Consider the following 18,181-nt stretch of genomic DNA (forward strand, 5'->3'; position numbering starts at 1 on the left):
GCCAGAACGCCTGACAATAGAGATCTTCCTGATTGGAGTAGCATCCATGTCGATGAGGCATATGTAACGTGGTCAAAAACGCACTGAAAGCACTTCTCCGGCTCCTTTTTATTTATCTATTGTTAACAGTTTCCGGTGCGGTGTATGCGCAAGCGCCGTTACTTGATCAAGTTCCCACTGAGACGCAATTATCTGAGCGATTAGCCGAGCTTGAGTCTCAGGAAAGCGAGCTAACCACTGAGCAGACTCAGGTCAAGGAAGCCTTATCAGCTGCACTGCAAAGTTTTGAGCGCCTTCATGCGGTTGAAGAGCGCCTTAAATCGCTAGAGCAACGGGTCACTCAAGCCCCTGAAATACTGCGTCGCCTGGAACGTGAACTAAATGAGGCTGAAGAGGAAAGCCGGCAGCTGTCGGTAGATAACCTTAGCGATATACCGCTGAATGAGCTAGAAGCGCAACAGGCAAAGGCAGTGGTAGAGCTTCAGCAGCTTCAAAGCCAATTAGCCGAAGTGAATTCGCAGTTGTTGGCAGCGCAAACACTGCCTGAGCGCGCTCAGCAAGCAATTTCAGATGCGTTACAGCGAGCTGAAAACTTACGCCGTCAATCTGATGAACGAGAAGCCTTACTGGGGGATCGGCAACTGTCGGCGCGCCACGATGCACAACTAATTCAGTGGCGCATTGAGCGTGCCCTCGCTGAACAGGAAGTAAACCTTAACCAACGCGAACTGAGTGCCAACAGTCGGTTGCGCGAATTGGCTCAAGAGCGCCGTGAGCTCATTGAGCTGCAAATAGACCAGCAGGAGCAGCAGCTTAACTTATTGCAAGGCGTGATTGACCGCCAGCGGCGGCTTGTTTCTGAGCAAGCCATTGCAGACGCAGCAAAGAACGACCCGCTGATCGCCGAAGGGCATCCTGTGGTACTCAATGCTCAGCAAACGAATCAAGCGTTGAGTCTTGAGTTGCTGAGAGCCACGGATCGAGCGAACGGCATTATACGTGAAAATATAGAGGCACAGCGCCAGCTAGATCATGTGCGGCAACTTCAGCGCAGCCTTAACGAGCAAATTGACGCTATCCGTGGTAGCCAGCTGTTGTCACGTATTCTTCGAGAGCAGCGCCAGTCGTTACCGCTAGTCGCGCCAAGGCGTGACTTGCAAGATGAAATTGCCGATTTGCGACTCAAGCAATTTGACTTGATTCGTCAGCGCGACCAGCTGCGTCAAAGTGATCGCTTGGCTGCTCAGCGTTTGCAGGAAGCTGGGGTTGATGTCACTCCAGGGTTGGTGGACTCTTTGACGCGACTTTATCAATCGCGCCGTGAATTGGTAGAGCAGCTTGAGCAGTCTTACGGCAGCTTGCTGAGTGCTGCTATTGAGCTGCAGCTAAACCAACAACAGCTATTGGCGACGACGCGCGATTTGCGGGCAACCATTGATGAGCAGCTATTTTGGGTGGCCAACAGCCGTCCGTTGGATATTAACTGGCTGCGGCAAATTCCCCATAACCTTCAGCAGGAGTGGTTAGAAGGAGAGTGGCGGGCGATTTTACCCACTCAATGGCAGGGTTTTTCATGGCGCATGCTGATTGGCGCTCCGCTTATTGTGCTTGGCGTGGCTCTGATCGGGCTGCGTCGACAAATTAAGTCACGGCTTGCGCTCATTCACTCCCAAATTGGTCGGCTGAAAAGTGATACTCAGTTACATACGATAAAGGCGGTGCTTTTAAATGTGCTGCTGGCGCTGCCAGGGCCCTTAGGGTTGGCGGGGGTTGGTGTTGCTCTAAGTGAGGCTGAAGGCGCACTAGCAAGCAGTGTTTCGCCAGCGCTGATGCAATTGGCGCTTAGCTGGGTGGTTGTGGCTTGGGGGCGTCGGCTTCTTGTCTCTGACGGAGTTGCAGAGCGTCATTTCACCTGGGCCCCGGCTTATACTGCGCGGTTGCGTAAGTTGCTGGGTGGTTTAGGACTGGCGTTAGCGCCTGTGGTCGTTATTGCCGCGCTCTCAGGTCAAATGGAAACACCGCTGGCGTTGCGCCCGGTGGCGATAGGGGTTTTTGCCGCTGGTTTGGTGGCGATGAGCTGGTGGTTGGCGCTGTTAATCTTATCTCATGTCCCGTTTTTCGGTGTGCGGCTATTTCGGCTGGTGCTAGGTCTTGCGATGGCGTCGGTACCACTTGTGCTACTAGGCCTTGTGGTGTGGGGGTACGAGTATACGGCGTTGCGCCTAGTTGCACGTTTTGCAATAACCCTTTATCTGCTGGGCTTGTGGGTCGTTGTTGAAGCCACCGTGGTGCGTAGCTTAGCAGTTGCAGCACGGCGGTTAGCTTATCGGCGAGCGCTTGCTAGACGTCATGCTCAAGTGCAAGAGGGCGCAGAAGGAGGGGTTGAGGTCGTTGAAGAGCCTCCTTTAGATATGGAGAAAATCAACTCGCAATCATTGCGCCTATCGAAGTTGATTTTGTTAATAGGTTTTAGTGCCCTGCTGTACCTGGTGTGGTCAGACCTACTGGCGGTGCTGGGCTATTTAGATCAGGTGTCAATATGGGATGCGGAAGAGGGTGACTTGGTCGGAGACGCGCTATCGATTTCCGATGTGTTCACTGCGCTGCTTGTAGTCGCCGTTACCTTTATCATGGCGCGTAACTTGCCCGGCTTATTGGAAGTGATGGTGCTTTCGCGCTTGTCATTAAAGCAGGGTAGTGCTTATGCCATTAGCTCGCTGCTCTCCTACACTATTGTTGGAACTGGCGTCGTGATGGCGTTGGCGACGCTGGGTGTTTCCTGGAATAAATTGCAGTGGCTGGGGGCGGCACTGAGTGTGGGCTTAGGCTTTGGGCTTCAGGAGATATTTGCCAACTTTATTTCTGGCTTGATTATTCTGTTTGAACGCCCAATTCGGATTGGTGACACCATTACGCTTGGGAATCTTCATGGCACGGTGAGTCGGATCCGCATTCGAGCCACCACAGTGACTGACTTTGACCGAAAAGAAATCATCATTCCCAATAAAACCTTTGTGACGGATCAGCTCATCAACTGGTCACTTTCGGATAATGTGACCCGCGTAGTGCTGACGTACGGGGTTACTCACGGGTCTGATTTGCCTTTAGTGCATACGCTGCTGCGTCAGGCCGCCGACGAAAACCCCCGCGTACTAGAAGACCCCGAGCCTCAGGTTTTCTGTCTGAACTACGGGCCGCACAGCCTGAATTTTGAGCTGCGTATTTTCGTCAACGATTTGCTTGACCGGCTGTTTGCTGCGGACGAAGTTAACTGCCGGGTTGATGAGTTGTTCCGTGAGGCGGGTGTGCGGGTGGCCTTCGAGCAAATGGACGTGTGGTTGCACCGTGACCGAGGCGAATCAGTTAAAGTACAATCAGCTAACCGACTGCCTCCTGCTAACCTAAGCTAATGGCTAGGTTAGCATTGGGGCTTGTTTTAAGTGCTTATTCTTAAGTGCTTATTCTTAAGTGCTTATTCTTAAGCGATTGTTATTAAATGCTTTGTTGTTAGTGTTTAGTGGCCAGTAGTAAAAATTCCCGATTACCGTCGCCGCCGGTAATCGGGCTTTCCTGCCAGTGGCTTATGAGTAACCTGCATTCAGTGCAAGCATCGCGTATCTTTTGCTCCACGTCGGCATAACGGCTAGCGTTACGCACAATGCCACGCTTATCCAGGGCGCCTGGTTCTAGCTCAAACTGTGGTTTTACCAATGAAAGTAGTTGCCCCCCCGTGGGTAAAAGAGGGGCAATCTCGGGCAAGATTAGTGTTTGCGAGATAAACGAAACGTCCATCACGGCCATGTCGATAGGATGGTTAGCCACGGCGTTTTGAAGGGCTGTCGATGACGTCATATGACGGGCATTTAAGCCTTCTAGACAAGTGACCCTTGGGTCGCCACGTAAGCGCTCGGCTAACTGTGTATGGCCAACTTCAACACCTATGACATGACAGGCACCAAATTGAAGTGAACAATCGGTAAAGCCCCCCGTTGATTGGCCAATATCTAACACGACGCGTCCATCCAGTCGCATGTTAAGTGCGTTAAGAACGCCCTCTAGTTTTAAGCCTGCACGGGAAACGTAGCGTTCCTCTGGGTCTTCATCGATATGAAGCAAGGTATCCAGCGGCCACTTTTCGGATGGCTTGCCGAGAGGTGTGCCATCTTGAAGGTACACGCGACCGTTGCGAATCAACCGCTGTGCGCGCGTACGAGAACTGGCCAGCCCTTGGCTGACCAGTAGTTGGTCTAAACGTGTCAGTTGAGTCATTGTCGTCAATATGGCGGTTATTAAACGCTTCTAGCGAGCCTCACGTCGGGGAGTGTGGCCCCTCATCTGCCTGTAGCTCAGTAGGGGGTAAACGGCTCCCCCCCCCACTACGATGCAGATAGCCTTTTACGGACTCAAGCTCCTCTTCCGTTACCGTGGCCAGCTCGCCACGCTCCAACGGGTCATAATGGTAAATATATAATCGAGACGTGAACTGTGCGAAGGGTAACGAGGCCTCGCCAAAGCGTTCTCCATTACCTGAAGTGCTGACTTTAACACCATCCCCCCAGTCCTGGCCGCTGTCGTTATTGGGGTTGTAAAAATAGATCCTCATTACATCGTTAGGATCTAAAGAGGCACGCAAAATTGTAATCGCATGCCAGCCAATAAAGCGGGCAGCACTGTCAGTGACAGCAATGCCAGCAGGCTGAGGATGAATCAGCGGCTGATTGCCATTGTAATAAGGGTGATAGCTAGCGTAGAAGTGACGAATAAAGCTATCCACTCCGATAAGTTGGCCGGTGGCAACATCAACGTTAATGCTAAAACCCCGTCCTGACCACCAACCGTGAAACTCTGGGTTAACCCAGCGGTGGGGGTCACCTTCACGGCCAATGCAGCGCCTACCCATCTCAGCGTAAATACGGTCTAGATGCGGGACAACAATCAAGGAAGCTGGGTCTAGGTCCATCGGTAGTTCGGATGCAACGCCAGACGCACTTTCCATTGAAGAGATTGACTGTCCTTCAAAATGCATAATGATTTCATCATCACGCGCGGCCCAGGCCACCATTTGTAGCAAATAGTCAGGATCGTTGTAGGCCCACATAGAGAGCGCTCTCGCTGACTGGCAGGTAGGATTATTGCCCTGTCCTACGCCTAGCGGCAGCCCTAGCATGCAAAGCACGCCTTCAATCAGACGGGCGCGGGGTGACGCGTCGTCGCCATAGGCAATATTCAATCGTGCTTCTGACCATTCTGAAAGCTTCAGGTTGAGCTGGCGCCACATAGCGGGAGCGACGGGGGGTTGATAGAGAATGCCCCGCTCAAGTAATAGTGCCAAGCCATAAACCGCTTGGGCTGTGGCAGGATAAACACCGCTGCGAATCAGCGCATGAACCAGTTCACGATAGCAGAGTAAGCAGTCACGTCCGGTCGATGAGAGTCCCAGTGCTTCTGATAGCAGGTGGTCTCCCTCTTCCAGTAAATAGCGCATGAGTACCGTATGATAGGGCGATACCAGTCCTGTGTCGTGCATAGCACGAGCGAAACCCGTGGATTCCGCTTGCAAAGCAGCGTTATCCATACGTTCCAGGCGTTCACGGTAAAGCTCAACGCCAGGGTCTTCGCGGCAAGCTTGGGTTGGTCCGAAAAGCGAGCTACCCAGCCTGTCAGCCCCTTGACCACTTGCTCCCAAATCAATTTCAGGATTGACTTGGCACAGCGCAATTTGGGTGATCATCTGTTTGATGGGATCAACTTGAATAGGGCGCTGCTTTAAAATACGCCATATTTCATCAATGAGCTGATCAATAACATGTTCGTAACCGATGCGATCGGCTAAGTGTTTAAACAGTTGCCTGGGGATAGTTGCTAATCGTCCCTGGGTCTCCCGTTCGGCCTCGCTTGGCGCGTTAAATACCAGCCATAAGTTGATGGCCATCACTTGTGTTAAATAGTGGTGTGCATGCTCTTGGGATACCAGTGCGTGTAAGTAATCACCTTTGGCGACTGCTAAAAGCCGCAGTTCACTCAGAGCTTCAATAACCACCATATTGGCGTCAGCACTTTTTAGAGAGAACGTGGTAAGGGTGGGCACTAAGAACTGCGGGGTCTCCCAGTCTGAGCCTGCAAACACACCGGCGGATTCAAAATCCGCCGCGCGTGCTTCGAGGGCGGCGCAGCCACCCTCTTGCATCAAGATTCGGCGCGCAGTATCCATTACGCGGGGCAGTTTCGCCGGTTTAGAAAAAGCAGGCGCCTGCGAAAGCAGGCGCACTGCATCATCAAATTTGCTCAGCAATCCTTTGAGCTTGCCATCTTCAGTTGAAGATGCCTCTTGATTGATCGTCACATTGACTCCTTATCCCAGCCGTAGCGGGGATTATACATAGAAGTCGAGGTCTTCTTGGCGTTTAAGCAGATCACGAATAGTGTGTGCGTCTTCGCCTTTAAAGTAGACCAAGCCCCAGTGGGTACCAAACGCGGTGCGTTTAGTAACGGTTTCTTCAACCGGTGTGGTCAGTTCGTGAGATTCAAAGTAGGGGTGATCCTCTGTTTCTTCAGGAATCTCTAGGCGGCTAACAACCCGACGACGGGGGTATACGCCAAAGCAACCCGCGAATCCATCTGCGTCGACCACTTCTTTTGGAAAGAAGGCAGCGACTTCTTCTTTGGTGCTGTTAGGATCGAAGACCAGCATAGACGCCTGATAGGCGTTAAAGCCGTAAACTCGTTCGAGAAGCTCAAAGACTTTGAAGCCAGGTGGGCGATAAGCGACTTCGCCAAAGTACATTTCACCGTCGCTGGTGACAAAGTATTCGGGGTGAATTAAGCCGAAATCAATATCAAATGCTTTGATCAGTTTTTCGATTTGCGTCGTGATCTGTTCGCGGTACTTTTCGAGCTCTGGAGAAGCGGGCACAAACACTGAATAGCCAAGTGTCACGTACTCTGAAATATTCAGAAACGCGATTTTGCCATCGTGAATCCACGCTTCAACGGCGAATTCCCAGCCGTCCAGGTGAGACTCCATTAGCACCGGAAATTCTTCGTCAGGGATAGTATCCACTTCATCCGGTGTACGGATCACCCGGTGGCCAAGACAGCCAGCCTTATCAAACGCTTTCAGGTGGATGGGGTCGTTGGGATCACCATCGAGCTTGAGTAGCGTTTGGTTAACGCGCTTAAGAAAGCGGACAACGTCGTCTTTATCGTGGGCTTCTTCAAAAATACCCACGCGAATGCCGCCTAGCTGGGCGCGGCGCTTCATTAGTGCTTTGTCGCGTAGCAACAGCGACTGGCCATAAATGCGTGGATTATCGAGCAGCAGTGAGTTAATCGCGCCCGCCCACTCCACGGTCTCTTCATAAAGCGGAATTGCAACATCAACGCCTTTCTCTTTCAGCGTTTCAGCAATTTCGATAGAGCGGTCATTCAGGCGCTCAAAATTCCATGGAACGTAGGGGATGTCATGTTTTTGGCAGTACTCCTCGGCCCAGTCGGGTGCAACTACGATGTAACGGCGGTCAAAATTCTCTGCCGCTTCGATCGCATTGAGGCTCCAACCTAATAGGGCGATATAGCCCTTATTGGGATCCTTTTGCATGATAGTGACTCCTGTGGGTGAGTGAATAAAGTTGCCAGACCACTTACTTCACCATACACGATAGAGCAACCTATCGGCCAATTAGGAGCCTCTGAAGATGAAAATAGCCAAAAATAAGCGCTTTTGATGATGGCGTACTAAAGAGCAAACCCGTGAGTATGGTAGGCTAGACGCCTTAACATTATGTTCAAGTGGCAAGAGGAATAGGCCAAGATGGCGGCCAAGCCGATTTACCGTGTGGTGGTTCACCAACAAGGTGAAATATGGGATTTATACGTCAGAGAAATCTTTCAAAGCGAACTCTGGGGCTTTATTGAAGTCGAGGAGTTTGTCTTTGACGATGCGTCGCGGGTTGTTGTTGATCCAGGGGCGGAAAAATTGCAGCGCACTTTTGAAGGCGTTAAGCGCAGCTACCTGCCGCTGAACTCCATTGTGCGTATTGATGAAGTCGAACGTGAAGGCCCTTTGAAAGCAGTTAAGAGCGATGCCCGCGTCGCAGAGTTTCCTCGTCCCTTCCCATTGCCGCCTCGTGGGGAAGGGTAAGCGCCTAAGACAAGCGCACCGCTTTGAGCGATCGCGCGATTGGCTTCGTCGGCCTCGCGCGTTTTTTTAAAATCAGGACATGACGTCATGCAAGTAAATAAACTTCGTAGTAGTTGTTACGCCGCTGCTGTTGGCGTGTTGTTGAGTATCGGAGGAACTCCTGCATTTGCCCAGTCTGATAACCAAGCCTGGGTAAGTGATGAGCTAAGCACGTATGTGCGTAGCGGCCCCACCGATGGCTATCGCATTGTAGGAACGTTAAATGCGGGTGAGCAAGTCGAGGTGCTTGAAACAAGCGGTGATTATACTCGTGTACGCAGCAATAGCGGCGATACAGTTTGGGTGCTCAGCAGCGAGCTACAGCAAAACCCGAGTGCCCGTGAACAGTTGCCTGTATTACAAGCGCAAGTAGATGAGCTCACTCAAGAGTTGAATGGTATTAACGATACTTGGGATCAACGAGTATCTTCTATGACAGAAACGCTTGATATCCGTGAACAGCGGATCGTCGAGTTAGAAGCGCGTAACCGAGAACTCGATAGTGAAGCAGAGCAGTCTCGGCAGCAGGTGCGTGCATTGCAGGCGCGTCTAGACACGCAAGAAGAAGACTTACTTATGCGCTATTTCATGTATGGCGGCGGGGTTGCCGGGGCTGGGTTATTAGTCGGTCTGATTGTTCCCCATTTACCGCGTCGTCGTAAGAAGAGAGATCGCTGGTTTTAAACAGGTTCTAAAATAAGCGTTACGCGAAATTTTGAGTACGAGGTGGTCTCAATGGAAAATCCCTGGCGTCAACGTTGGCAAGAGGGTCGTATCGGCTTTCATTTGTCCGATACGCATCCTGCGTTGGTTCAATACTGGCCTACGCTCAATGTGACGCCTGGTGCCAAGGTGCTTGTGCCGTTATGCGGAAAAAGTCTGGATATGCGTTGGCTGGCAGATGAAGGGCATCCCGTACTGGGTATTGAGCTGGCACCTGAGGCGATAGAGCAGTTTCTAGCACAGCGCAATGCAGGCGTATCGCGCTATACGCAGGCTGGATTCAATGTTTCACGCCAGGGCAGCGTCGAACTATGGTGTGGTGATTTTTTTCATTTACACATCAAGCAAGCGGCAGAAGTGGGTGCGTTTTATGCCCGAGCCTCACTGATTGCGCTACCTCCCGCTACTCGAGAGCGCTACGCCTTTCACCTTGCTCAATTAGTACCACCTGGTGCTAGAGGGTTATTAGTGGGATTAACTCACGATGAAGGCAATATAGGCCCGCCCTACAGCGTGCCCAACCGTGAAATTGAACATTTGTTTGTGCCCAACTTTCGCGTTGAACTGGTTGAAAACAGAGAGGCTGATGAGCGAGGGCGCAGTGAAAGCGTTTGGGCGCTGGAGCGTCGTGGTCCGCACATATAAATCTGCCCGCTAGGCGGGCAGATATGCTCAGAGTAAACCGTTAGGGGTAAACCGTTTAGCGGGCGAGTAAGCGGCCCAGTTCTGGGTCACTAAACGCGCGGTTCAAGCCATCACTTAACAAGTCGTTTAGCATGCGTGTGTTGGCGTCTTCGCCGGGTTTGATGGCATAGCCTTGGGTGCGTCGCGAGGTGTAAGTGCCGGTATACGTCGTGCCTTTGTTCTGGGCGATTGCCCGAAAAATTCCTTCAAGGCGGGCTTCGTCGATCAGTGGTTGTCCGCTGTCACCTTTGGCATAGTTAAGGCTTGCCAGCTCAAGGGTGACACTTGGGCGGCCTTGGGCAGCATCGCGGGTTGGGGTGAACCCCATATCGCGAACAGCGCGTTCCGCTTCGGCTTGTAGCTGCGGGATTAGCTCATGACTACTCACGGTAATCTGCGCGGTAGACATACTGCCACCTGAGCGTGTTCCAATCACTTCACTTTCCCTAGCATCAGCAGTTATCACGGTGACTTGCTGGCCAGAGCCTGTCTGCGGCACGCTGGCGCTGCGCTCTGGGCTTAGCTGTAGGTACTGAGGGCTAGCGCAGGCCGCTAGCAAAACGCTGGTAAGCAGTGCACCAGAGAGGTGTAAAAAATGGCGCCGACGCATGGTATTTCTCCGCTATGGCTAAAACGTCAGTATAACGCGGGTAGTGTGCTGGCGGTATGTTCTGGTGGTGTGGGTTGTGCCGTCGCTTTCAACGCCGCATCGGGAGAAGTACCGTCAGCGATATCGATCAAATGCGTTAGGCTGTTTTTTGGGAATCGGGACCAACGATTAACCAGACGGAAAGCAAAATAACGGCAGATCCCGATAGGAATCCGCTGGAAATCGTTTCATCAAGAACTAAAAAGCCCCATAGCACAGCGAAGGGTGGTACTAAGAAAGTGACGGTGAGCGACCGTAAAGGCCCGATGTCGGCGATCAATCTAAAATAGAGGATATAAGCGAGAGAGGTGCATAAAAAGCCGACGGCTAGCAGACTGATCCACACATCACCTTGAAGCCAATCAATGCTAGGGCCATATGAAATATTCCAGATCAAAAAGGGGCTGAGAAAAGCGGTCGCGCCTATTTGACTGCCAAACGCTACCAGTGTTGAATCCAGGCCGCCCTGTTGGGTTATCCACTTTCGGGTGAGAAACCCCGCAAAGCCGTAACCAATAGTGGCTATGATGCAAGCGGCCACGCCAATGTATATATTGCCGACGGTATTTGAATCACCCACCGTAGTAATGACTGTAATACCGATAATGCCTAACGTGACACCTATCCATTTTCTTAACGATAAACGCTCGCCAAAGATAAATAAGCCAATCATGGCGCCCGTTAAAGGAGTTGTGGCATTTAAAATAGCTGAGTATCCAGTTGGTAATAATGTTGCTGCTATGCTGTACATAAGAAAAGGAATGCCTGAGTTGATAGCACCCAATATCAAAATCTTACCTAGTTTACCTCTGAACTCTAGGCTTTTGCGTATGATTAAAATGATAAAAGCTAAACCAATTAGGCCAAAAAAGACTCTAAAAAATGCTGTGTTGATTGGCCCTATGGCTGGGGAGGCGATTCGCATGAAAAGAAAGCTCGCTCCCCAGATGGCGGCTAATGATAGTAGTCGTATATAGTCGATTGCTTTCATTTAATACCCCATTTTAAAGTTTTCTATTAGTCAGCAGGCCCTAGGGTTAGCCTTGTGTGACTCAGTATTGCCGCCTTTGGGGTATGGGAAAAACCCGTTTCTTGCTGTCTTTGTAGTCGGCACAAAATAGGCATCGCTATGACGTTTACAGATCTGTTTGAAAACGACGATATGAAGTTGATTAATCTGCTTCCACAAGATGGGGCGGTTTATTATCACGGCAAAATTCTAGATACGACCACTGCCGATATTTATCTAGCTAAATGTCGGGGCGAACTAAGTTGGGAGCATGATCGAGCGTTTATTTACGGAAAAGAGATCGTTACCAAGAGGAAAGTAGCCTGGTATGCGGATGAACCGGTCTCTTATACGTACTCAGGTTATACAAAGATGGCGTCAGCGTGGCCTGGTTTTTTACAAGAAATTAAGCAGGTAGTGGAGAGTAACTGCGGTGAGGTGTTTAATTCGTGCCTGTGTAATTTTTATAGTTCAGGCACGGAAGGTATGAGTTGGCACAGTGATGCCGAAAAAGATCTTATCGCGAATGGTGCGATCGCTGCGTTGAGCCTAGGCGGTGAAAGAAAGTTTTCGTTTAAACATAAAAAAACAGGGAAGAGTGTATCGCTTAACCTAGAGCACGGTAGCCTTTTGATTATGAAAGGTACCACACAGCAAAATTGGCTACACAGCCTGCCTAAAACCAAGAAAGATCGTGAGCCACGGGTGAGCCTAACGTTTAGGCAAATGCGCTAACCCTCTTTAGGTAGGCTGGTAGCCTAGTGGTTGCGAGCGAAAGAGGCCTCCCAGAGGAGCAAATAGAAGGTGAAAGCTCTACAGCGGCGAGCTAAAGCTACCTTCCACTTGTGCCGTTGGGACGCCCTAAGCGACGCGGCTTTGCTTCTCCACTTTCGGCTCTGCTTCGGGGAAGCGGTGCCATTGACGTGGATGGACAAAGAGACGTTGTCCACGGCGCATCTGAAGCTGCTCAAAATCAGCATGGCGCACCGTTGCAAGCCATGGCTTAGCCAGCCAGTCGGCCTCCAGTTCAACACGCACTTCAGCACCTACCGGTGAAATAGCAGTAATCGTCACCGGTAAGTGGCTCTCTGCACTAGGCTGCTGGGCAAGGCGAACTTCGTGAGGACGAAGCAATAACTCTTCGTCACCGTCAGGCAAGTCAACATTGAGATGAGCGTCGCCGCAGGTGAGTACGCCTTGATGTACTTTGCCTTCTAAGTGGTTAACGTCGCCAAGGAATTCAAACACGAAACGGTTTTTGGGCGAACGATAGAGCGTTTCAGGCGTATCAATTTGCTCGATACGACCGTTACTCATCACCACGACACGGTCAGAAAGCTCCAATGCTTCTTCTTGGTCGTGGGTAACAAACACGCTGGTAAAGTTAAGCTCTTCATGAAGTCGGCGTAGCCAGCGACGTAGATCCTGACGCACTTTGGCATCCAGCGCACCAAACGGCTCATCCAATAACAACACGTCAGGCTCTACGGCCAGGGCGCGTGCAAGCGATACACGTTGCTGCTGGCCACCCGAGAGCTGGGCAGGCAAACGGTTCGCTAAATGCTGAAGCTGAACCATTTCCAGCAGCCTAAATACGCGGGCACGAATCTCGCCATTAGAAGGGCGGCGCTTTTTGGGCATCACGGTTAGCCCAAAGGCTACATTGTCGTACACGCTCATATGGCGAAAGAGAGCGTAGTGTTGGAAAACAAACCCAATGCGGCGATCGCGAACGTGAACGTTAGTTACATCACGGTCGCCGAACAGTATTTTACCGGGTTGAGGGGAGCGATCAGCGCTCTCAAAGCCGGCAATAATACGTAGAAGTGTCGTTTTTCCAGAGCCAGACGGACCAAGCAGTCCGACTAGTTCGCCTTCATGAATGTCCAGATTGATCGGCTCAAGCGCTTGGGTATTGGCAAAGTGCTTGGCGATGTTCTGTAGGCGAATACTCATAAAAATGCCTCCTGGCGCGCTGCGCGCCATTCCAGGCCTGCCTTGGCCGCAAGGGTTAACAGGGCAATAAGGGCCAGCAGTGCGGCGCTAGCAAATGCGCCCACCGCGTTGTAATCCTGATAAAGCTGCTCTAGGTGCAGTGGTAAGGTGTTTGTCTTACCACGAATAGCCCCGGCGACCACCGAAACGGCTCCAAATTCACCCACCGCACGCGCGTTGGTGAGAATGATCCCGTAAAGCAGTGCCCAGCGAATGTTAGGTAGCGTGACACGCCGAAAAGTAGTCCAGCCGCCTGCGCCGAGGGTCACGGCGGCTTCTTCTTCCCGGGAACCTTGGGCCTGCATGAGCGGAATTAGTTCGCGTGCCACAAACGGGCAGGTCACGAAAATAGTCACCATTAAAATACCGGGCCAAGCGAACATCAGTTGAATATCGTGGGTGTCTAGCCAGCTGCCAATCCAGCCGTTTCGCCCATAGAGCAGTAAATATATAAGGCCTGCTACTACTGGGGATACCGCAAACGGAATATCGATCAGTGTTTGTAAAATGCGCCGACCTGGAAAGCTGAAGCGGGTAACTAGCCACGCCAAAGCGACACCAAACACTAGACATACCGGTATGGTTAATAATGCAATGACGAGCGTTAGGCCAATCGCGTGCAAGGTGAATGTATTGCTAACGTTAGCCCAAAAGACCATTACGCCCTGGGAGAACGCTTGGGCAAAGATTGCCACCAAGGGCAGCAGCAAAAACAGCGCTGAAAGCAACAGTGCGGCGCCAATGAGTAAACGCCGCACAGCGGGTGCATCACCAATCCGACGCATTAGCCTTTTCCTCCATGCAAGCGGCGCACAAAGCGACCCTGCCAAATATTGATCGCCAGCAGTAGAGCCAGTGACACAAAGAGCACGACGGAGGCAATCGCGGAGGCGCCAGCATAGTCATACTCTTGGAGCTTGACGAAAATCATCAGCGCGGTGATTTCTGTTTCGTAGGGCATATTACCGGCAATGAAAATAATGGCTCCGAACTCACCTAACGAGCGCACAAAGGCTAGCCCAGTGCCAGTAACGAGAGCTGGCCAAAGGTGCGGCATAATCACACGCCGAAACGCCACGCCATCGGTTGCTCCAAGAGACATCGCTGCTTCATCAACTTCTGCGGGTAAATCCTCCAGCACCGGCTGTACGGTGCGCACCACAAACGGAATGCTGGTAAACGCCATGGCCAGTGCAATGCCTACCCAGGTATAGGCTACTTGAAACCCTAGCGGCTCTAATAAGCTGCCCATCCAGCCGTTACCCGCATATAGCGTAGCGAGGGTAATACCTGCAACCGCTGTGGGGAGCGCAAAGGGAAGATCCATTAAGGCATCTAAAAGACGCTTGCCGGGAAACTCATAGCGAACCAGTACCCAGGCGAGTAGTAAGCCAAATACTGCATTCACCAGCGCCGCGACAGCCGCTGCTCCTATGGTGACCATGTAACTGGCTACCACACGGCCTTCGGTAATAATGGCCCAGTATTCGGCAAGGCTAAGCCCTGCCAACTGGCCAAATAGCCCGGTGATCGGGAGAAGGAGAACCAGCGAAATAAATAGGACGCTGATCCCCATAGATAGGCCAAAGCCCGGCAGCACGCGTGCGCTGCCGGACCGCCATAATGCTAGCTGGCTCATGGGGTTCCGTTAACGACGTTGCAGTTGATCAAGTAGGGCGCCGCCTTCAAAGTGGTTTTCCATTGCTTCTTCCCAGCTGCCAAACACATCTTCAACTTCAAAAAGTTCGGTATCGGGGAATTGATCGGCAAATTCGGCTACAACCGTTTCATCGTGAACGCGATAGTTAAAGCCTGCCAGCAAGCGCTGGGTGTCTTCACGGTAGAGATACTCAAGGTAGCTCTGGGCAAGGTCGCTGTTGCCGTTGCGCTCAGCATTTTCACCCACTACCGCAACGGGGAATTCTGCCAGAATGCTGACCGGCGGCACGATGACTTCGTAGTCGTCGCTGCCGTATTCGCTACGGATGTTGTTTACTTCTGATTCAAAGCTGATCAATACGTCGCCAATGCCGCGTTCGATAAAGCTAGTGGTGGCGCCACGGCCGCCGGTATCGAACACTGCAACATTGCGCAAGAAAGTACGCATGAAGTCCTGGATTTGCTCTTCATCACCCTCAAATTCGTTCTCGGCAAATCCCCAGGCGGCTAGGTAGGTGTAGCGGCCGTTACCGGACGTCTTAGGATTAGGGAAGACCATCTGCACGTCTTCTTTCACCAGGTCATCCCAGCTCTCAATACCTTTCGGGTTGCCTTTGCGAACCAAAAATGCAGTGGTGGAGTAATAGGGAGAAGCATTGTTGTCGAACGCGTCCTGCCAGTCTTCTGCTACTAGGCCTGCATCTGCAAGAACTTGAACATCAGTCACCTGATTAAAGGTGACTACATCTGCACGCAGCCCTTGCATGATCGCGCGAGCTTGCGCTGAAGAGCCGCCGTGGGACTGGCTAATAGCAATTTCTTCGCCATGCTCTTCTTGCCACCACGCTTGGAATTCCGGATTAATAGCCGAAAATAATTCACGGGCAATATCGTAAGAGGAGTTTAGTAGCTCGCGCTCTTGGGCCATTGCCGTGGTAGAAACAGCCGTGGTAGCTACTGTCGTGCCAACAGCAGCGGCTAGCAGGCTGCGGCGTAGGCCAGTCCGGAAAAAAGTAGATCGCGTCATTACAGGCTCCTTACATCTGGGGGCGATTTAATCGCAATGAGGATAAGGTTAAACCTGTGATTGTGGAATTACAATTATGTTTTATATTCTATTTGGAAATATGCATTTAAAGATATGCGTGCATTCGCGGCAGGGCTTTAACGGCTAGGGAGATGGGGCTTCGTAGGAGGCTCTGGTAAGATATAGGCCTTCCTTTCCCCCTGTTAACCTAGGAATGCACTATGAGCGCTGCGCAGGACTTCCTGATTGCCCCTTCGATTCTTTCCGCTAATTTCGCGCGTCTTGGTGAAGAGGTCGACAATGTATTGGCCGCTGGGGCCGATATTGTCCATTTCGATGTCATGGATAATCACTATGTGCCGAACCTGACGATTGGGCCGATGGTATGCAAAGCATTGCGCCAGCATGGTGTAACGGCGCCCATTGACGTGCACCTAATGGTCAAACCCGTGGATCGCATGATCGGCGATTTTAGTGAGGCTGGGGCGAGTTACATCACGTTTCACCCGGAAGCCTCAGAACATGTTGATCGCTCATTACAGCTGATTCGCGATAGTGGCTGTAAAGCAGGGCTGGTATTTAATCCGGCAACACCGCTTTCGTATCTCGATTATGTCATGGACAAAATCGATATGGTGCTGCTGATGAGCGTCAACCCGGGTTTTGGCGGCCAGTCATTTATTCCCGGCACGCTGGATAAATTGCGTGAAGCACGGGCACGTATCGAAGCCTCAGGTCGCCCGATCCGCTTAGAAATCGACGGTGGCGTTAAAGTAGATAACATTGCCGATATCGCCGCTGCGGGTGCCGACACCTTTGTCGCTGGCTCGGCTATCTTCAATGCTCACCAGTCAAGCGACCCGCACGGTTACGATAGCGTTATCCAGCAACTGCGCGCCGAGTTAGCAAAGGGTAACGGCTAAGCGGAAAACTTAATGCAATTTCATGCGGGGCTTTAGGTAGCGGTTTAGCTTATCAACCAGCCATGCGAGTCCCGTTTTAGGCGCGCCATGAATAGACAGCTGATGCATTCGATAAAGCGAAGCGTAGGCTTGGCGCGCTAACCAGCCCTCCAAAAATAGCCCTCGAGACGCGGAGCTACGCATTAGGTTTCCTACGGCATCGTAGCGGGCGAGCGATACAAGCGAACCGTGATCACGATAAGTAAAGTTTTGCAGCGGTTTACTATTCAGGCAGTGCACGAGGTTTTTGGCAAGCACTTTGGCTTGTTGATGAGCAGCCTGAGCTCGTGGTGGCACGGTTTTGTCTTCGCCCTGAGGGCAGTCAGCGCAGTCGCCCATGGCAAAAATATAAGGGTCATCCACGCTCTGAAGCGTTTGGTGAACGCTGATTTGATTTTTCTTATTAGTGGTTAAGTCTAATTCAGCCAAAAATGGTGGTGCTTTAATGCCTGCTGCCCACACGTTTAGGTCGGTTTCGATAACCTCACCATCGCCAGTCACCAATTGATACTGCTGAGCTTCTTGAATAGCGGTGCCGGCGTGGACGGTAACGCCCATACTTTCAAGCTCTTGTTGCACTGTTTCGCTGATACGTTCTGATAAACCGGGCAGCAAGCGGGGTGCCGCTTCGATGAGGTGGACACTAATAGTTTGGTGGTCAACGGCGGTGACGCCGTAGGCATTAAGCAAGCGCGAAGCATCTAAAAGCTCCGCAGAAAGCTCTACGCCCGTTGCGCCACCGCCCACAATGCCAATGGTCAATTCAGCGTTTTGGCGAAGCGTTGGATCGGTATAACGCAAAAAGGTATTGATCATATCGCGCTGAAACGCTTTGGCTTGCTGGGGCGAATCAATAAAGTGGCAGTGTTCAGCAACGCCTGTGGTACCAAAATCATTGGAAATACTGCCGAGCGCTATTACTAGATAATCGTAAGTTAGTTTCCGAGAGGGAAGGACTTCAACGCCGTCTTCATCTTTAATGGGTGCTAGGTGAATGACTTTTTGTTCGCGATCAAGGCCATTTAAAGAGCCGCGCTGGTAGCGGTAATGGTGCGCGGAAGAGTGGCCGCGATAATCCACTTCATCCATGCTGGAGTTCAATACTCCGGTAGCGAGTTCGTGTAAAAGTGGTTTCCATACATGAGTGGCATTGCGGTCTAGCAGGACAATCTCGGCGCGCTTTTTTTTGCCTAGCGTGCGTCCTAAACGCGTGGCTAGGGCAAGCCCGCCGGCGCCGCCGCCGACAATCACAATTCGGGGGATGGTCATTACTTTCTCCTCGGCTAATATGGTC

Annotated in this window: 16 protein-coding genes; 6 read left to right on the top strand and 10 right to left on the bottom strand. The window is 51.6% G+C overall.

Going from position 1 to position 18,181, the window contains the following annotated elements:
• The first annotated feature begins 68 nt into the window (after nucleotides 1–68).
• The gene (gene mscK, locus REH51_RS15080; RefSeq protein WP_498936214.1) at nucleotides 69–3,410 is read left to right on the top strand and encodes a mechanosensitive channel MscK; all 3,342 of its coding nucleotides are present in this window, start codon (nucleotides 69–71) and stop codon (nucleotides 3,408–3,410) included.
• A 97-nt stretch (nucleotides 3,411–3,507) separates the two neighbouring features.
• On the opposite strand, the gene REH51_RS15085 is transcribed toward mscK, so the two are convergent.
• From REH51_RS15085 to REH51_RS15095, 3 genes are read right to left on the bottom strand one after another with little or no spacing between them, the layout of a single operon-like run.
• Nucleotides 3,508–4,260, bottom strand: coding sequence for a TlyA family RNA methyltransferase (locus REH51_RS15085; protein WP_039868777.1), 753 nt, complete (start codon nucleotides 4,258–4,260; stop codon nucleotides 3,508–3,510).
• 49 nt (nucleotides 4,261–4,309) lie between these two features.
• On the bottom strand, nucleotides 4,310–6,343 hold the full coding sequence (locus REH51_RS15090) for a hypothetical protein (protein WP_498936216.1): 2,034 nt from the start codon (nucleotides 6,341–6,343) through the stop codon (nucleotides 4,310–4,312).
• 30 nt (nucleotides 6,344–6,373) lie between these two features.
• Nucleotides 6,374–7,597: an ATP-grasp domain-containing protein gene (locus REH51_RS15095; protein WP_009722667.1), complete on the bottom strand. Its 1,224-nt coding sequence runs from the start codon at nucleotides 7,595–7,597 to the stop codon at nucleotides 6,374–6,376.
• A 213-nt stretch (nucleotides 7,598–7,810) separates the two neighbouring features.
• Here REH51_RS15095 and REH51_RS15100 point away from each other — a divergent pair, with 213 nt between their 5' ends.
• From REH51_RS15100 to REH51_RS15110, 3 genes are all read left to right on the top strand, one after another.
• Nucleotides 7,811–8,140, top strand: a complete 330-nt coding sequence (locus tag REH51_RS15100; protein ID WP_009722668.1) for a DUF1820 family protein — start codon at nucleotides 7,811–7,813, stop codon at nucleotides 8,138–8,140.
• Nucleotides 8,141–8,227: 87 nt separating this feature from the next.
• On the top strand, nucleotides 8,228–8,863 hold the full coding sequence (locus REH51_RS15105) for a TIGR04211 family SH3 domain-containing protein (RefSeq protein WP_009722669.1): 636 nt from the start codon (nucleotides 8,228–8,230) through the stop codon (nucleotides 8,861–8,863).
• Nucleotides 8,864–8,914: 51 nt separating this feature from the next.
• Nucleotides 8,915–9,547, top strand: coding sequence for a thiopurine S-methyltransferase (locus tag REH51_RS15110; RefSeq protein ID WP_498936218.1), 633 nt, complete (start codon nucleotides 8,915–8,917; stop codon nucleotides 9,545–9,547).
• A 55-nt stretch (nucleotides 9,548–9,602) separates the two neighbouring features.
• Here the strand turns inward: REH51_RS15110 and REH51_RS15115 are convergent, their stop codons facing one another.
• Nucleotides 9,603–10,196 carry a YajG family lipoprotein gene (locus tag REH51_RS15115; RefSeq protein ID WP_009722671.1) on the bottom strand — a complete coding sequence of 198 codons (594 nt, stop codon included), beginning with the start codon at nucleotides 10,194–10,196 and terminating at the stop codon, nucleotides 9,603–9,605.
• Between the two features lie 136 nt (nucleotides 10,197–10,332).
• The gene (locus REH51_RS15120; RefSeq protein ID WP_009722672.1) at nucleotides 10,333–11,226 is read right to left on the bottom strand and encodes a DMT family transporter; all 894 of its coding nucleotides are present in this window, start codon (nucleotides 11,224–11,226) and stop codon (nucleotides 10,333–10,335) included.
• A gap of 171 nt (nucleotides 11,227–11,397) precedes the next feature.
• On the opposite strand from REH51_RS15120, the gene REH51_RS15125 reads away from it, so the two are divergent.
• Nucleotides 11,398–11,979 (top strand): alpha-ketoglutarate-dependent dioxygenase AlkB family protein, encoded by a 582-nt coding sequence (locus REH51_RS15125; protein ID WP_234667837.1) that lies wholly within the window; start codon nucleotides 11,398–11,400, stop codon nucleotides 11,977–11,979.
• A gap of 126 nt (nucleotides 11,980–12,105) precedes the next feature.
• On the opposite strand, the gene REH51_RS15130 is transcribed toward REH51_RS15125, so the two are convergent.
• The 4 genes from REH51_RS15130 to cysP are packed head-to-tail and all read right to left on the bottom strand — an operon-like array spanning nucleotide 12,106 to nucleotide 15,925.
• Nucleotides 12,106–13,200 (bottom strand): sulfate/molybdate ABC transporter ATP-binding protein, encoded by a 1,095-nt coding sequence (locus tag REH51_RS15130; RefSeq protein WP_498936219.1) that lies wholly within the window; start codon nucleotides 13,198–13,200, stop codon nucleotides 12,106–12,108.
• The gene (gene cysW, locus REH51_RS15135) at nucleotides 13,197–14,024 is read right to left on the bottom strand and encodes a sulfate ABC transporter permease subunit CysW (RefSeq protein WP_009722675.1); all 828 of its coding nucleotides are present in this window, start codon (nucleotides 14,022–14,024) and stop codon (nucleotides 13,197–13,199) included. The genes REH51_RS15130 and cysW overlap by 4 nt, the downstream gene beginning before the upstream one ends.
• Nucleotides 14,024–14,878: a sulfate ABC transporter permease subunit CysT gene (cysT, locus tag REH51_RS15140; RefSeq protein ID WP_009722676.1), complete on the bottom strand. Its 855-nt coding sequence runs from the start codon at nucleotides 14,876–14,878 to the stop codon at nucleotides 14,024–14,026. Before cysT ends, cysW begins: the two co-directional genes overlap by 1 nt.
• 9 nt (nucleotides 14,879–14,887) lie before the next feature.
• Nucleotides 14,888–15,925 carry a thiosulfate ABC transporter substrate-binding protein CysP gene (cysP, locus tag REH51_RS15145; protein ID WP_009722677.1) on the bottom strand — a complete coding sequence of 346 codons (1,038 nt, stop codon included), beginning with the start codon at nucleotides 15,923–15,925 and terminating at the stop codon, nucleotides 14,888–14,890.
• A 221-nt stretch (nucleotides 15,926–16,146) separates the two neighbouring features.
• On the opposite strand from cysP, the gene rpe reads away from it, so the two are divergent.
• Complete coding sequence (gene rpe / locus REH51_RS15150; protein WP_009722678.1) at nucleotides 16,147–16,848, top strand: ribulose-phosphate 3-epimerase; 702 nt, start codon at nucleotides 16,147–16,149, stop codon at nucleotides 16,846–16,848.
• Between the two features lie 9 nt (nucleotides 16,849–16,857).
• Here rpe and REH51_RS15155 read toward each other — a convergent pair whose 3' ends face one another.
• Entirely contained in the window at nucleotides 16,858–18,156 is a 1,299-nt protein-coding gene (locus tag REH51_RS15155) for an NAD(P)/FAD-dependent oxidoreductase (protein WP_009722679.1), read from the bottom strand.
• Nucleotides 18,157–18,181: the final 25 nt, after the last annotated feature.

This window comes from Halomonas bluephagenesis (assembly GCF_054790765.1).

Bases quoted from the DNA above. Each gene is read 5' to 3' on its own strand.
- REH51_RS15095 (WP_009722667.1), bottom strand. From the start codon at position 7,597: ATGCAAAAGGATCCCAATAAGGGCTATATCGCCCTATTAGGTTGGAGC.
- REH51_RS15100 (WP_009722668.1), top strand. From the start codon at position 7,811: ATGGCGGCCAAGCCGATTTACCGTGTGGTGGTTCACCAACAAGGTGAA.
- REH51_RS15105 (WP_009722669.1), top strand. From the start codon at position 8,228: ATGCAAGTAAATAAACTTCGTAGTAGTTGTTACGCCGCTGCTGTTGGC.
- REH51_RS15110 (WP_498936218.1), top strand. From the start codon at position 8,915: ATGGAAAATCCCTGGCGTCAACGTTGGCAAGAGGGTCGTATCGGCTTT.
- REH51_RS15115 (WP_009722671.1), bottom strand. From the start codon at position 10,196: ATGCGTCGGCGCCATTTTTTACACCTCTCTGGTGCACTGCTTACCAGC.
- REH51_RS15120 (WP_009722672.1), bottom strand. From the start codon at position 11,226: ATGAAAGCAATCGACTATATACGACTACTATCATTAGCCGCCATCTGG.
- REH51_RS15125 (WP_234667837.1), top strand. From the start codon at position 11,398: ATGAAGTTGATTAATCTGCTTCCACAAGATGGGGCGGTTTATTATCAC.
- REH51_RS15130 (WP_498936219.1), bottom strand. From the start codon at position 13,200: ATGAGTATTCGCCTACAGAACATCGCCAAGCACTTTGCCAATACCCAA.
- cysW (WP_009722675.1), bottom strand. From the start codon at position 14,024: ATGCGTCGGATTGGTGATGCACCCGCTGTGCGGCGTTTACTCATTGGC.
- cysT (WP_009722676.1), bottom strand. From the start codon at position 14,878: ATGAGCCAGCTAGCATTATGGCGGTCCGGCAGCGCACGCGTGCTGCCG.
- cysP (WP_009722677.1), bottom strand. From the start codon at position 15,925: ATGACGCGATCTACTTTTTTCCGGACTGGCCTACGCCGCAGCCTGCTA.
- rpe (WP_009722678.1), top strand. From the start codon at position 16,147: ATGAGCGCTGCGCAGGACTTCCTGATTGCCCCTTCGATTCTTTCCGCT.
- REH51_RS15155 (WP_009722679.1), bottom strand. From the start codon at position 18,156: ATGACCATCCCCCGAATTGTGATTGTCGGCGGCGGCGCCGGCGGGCTT.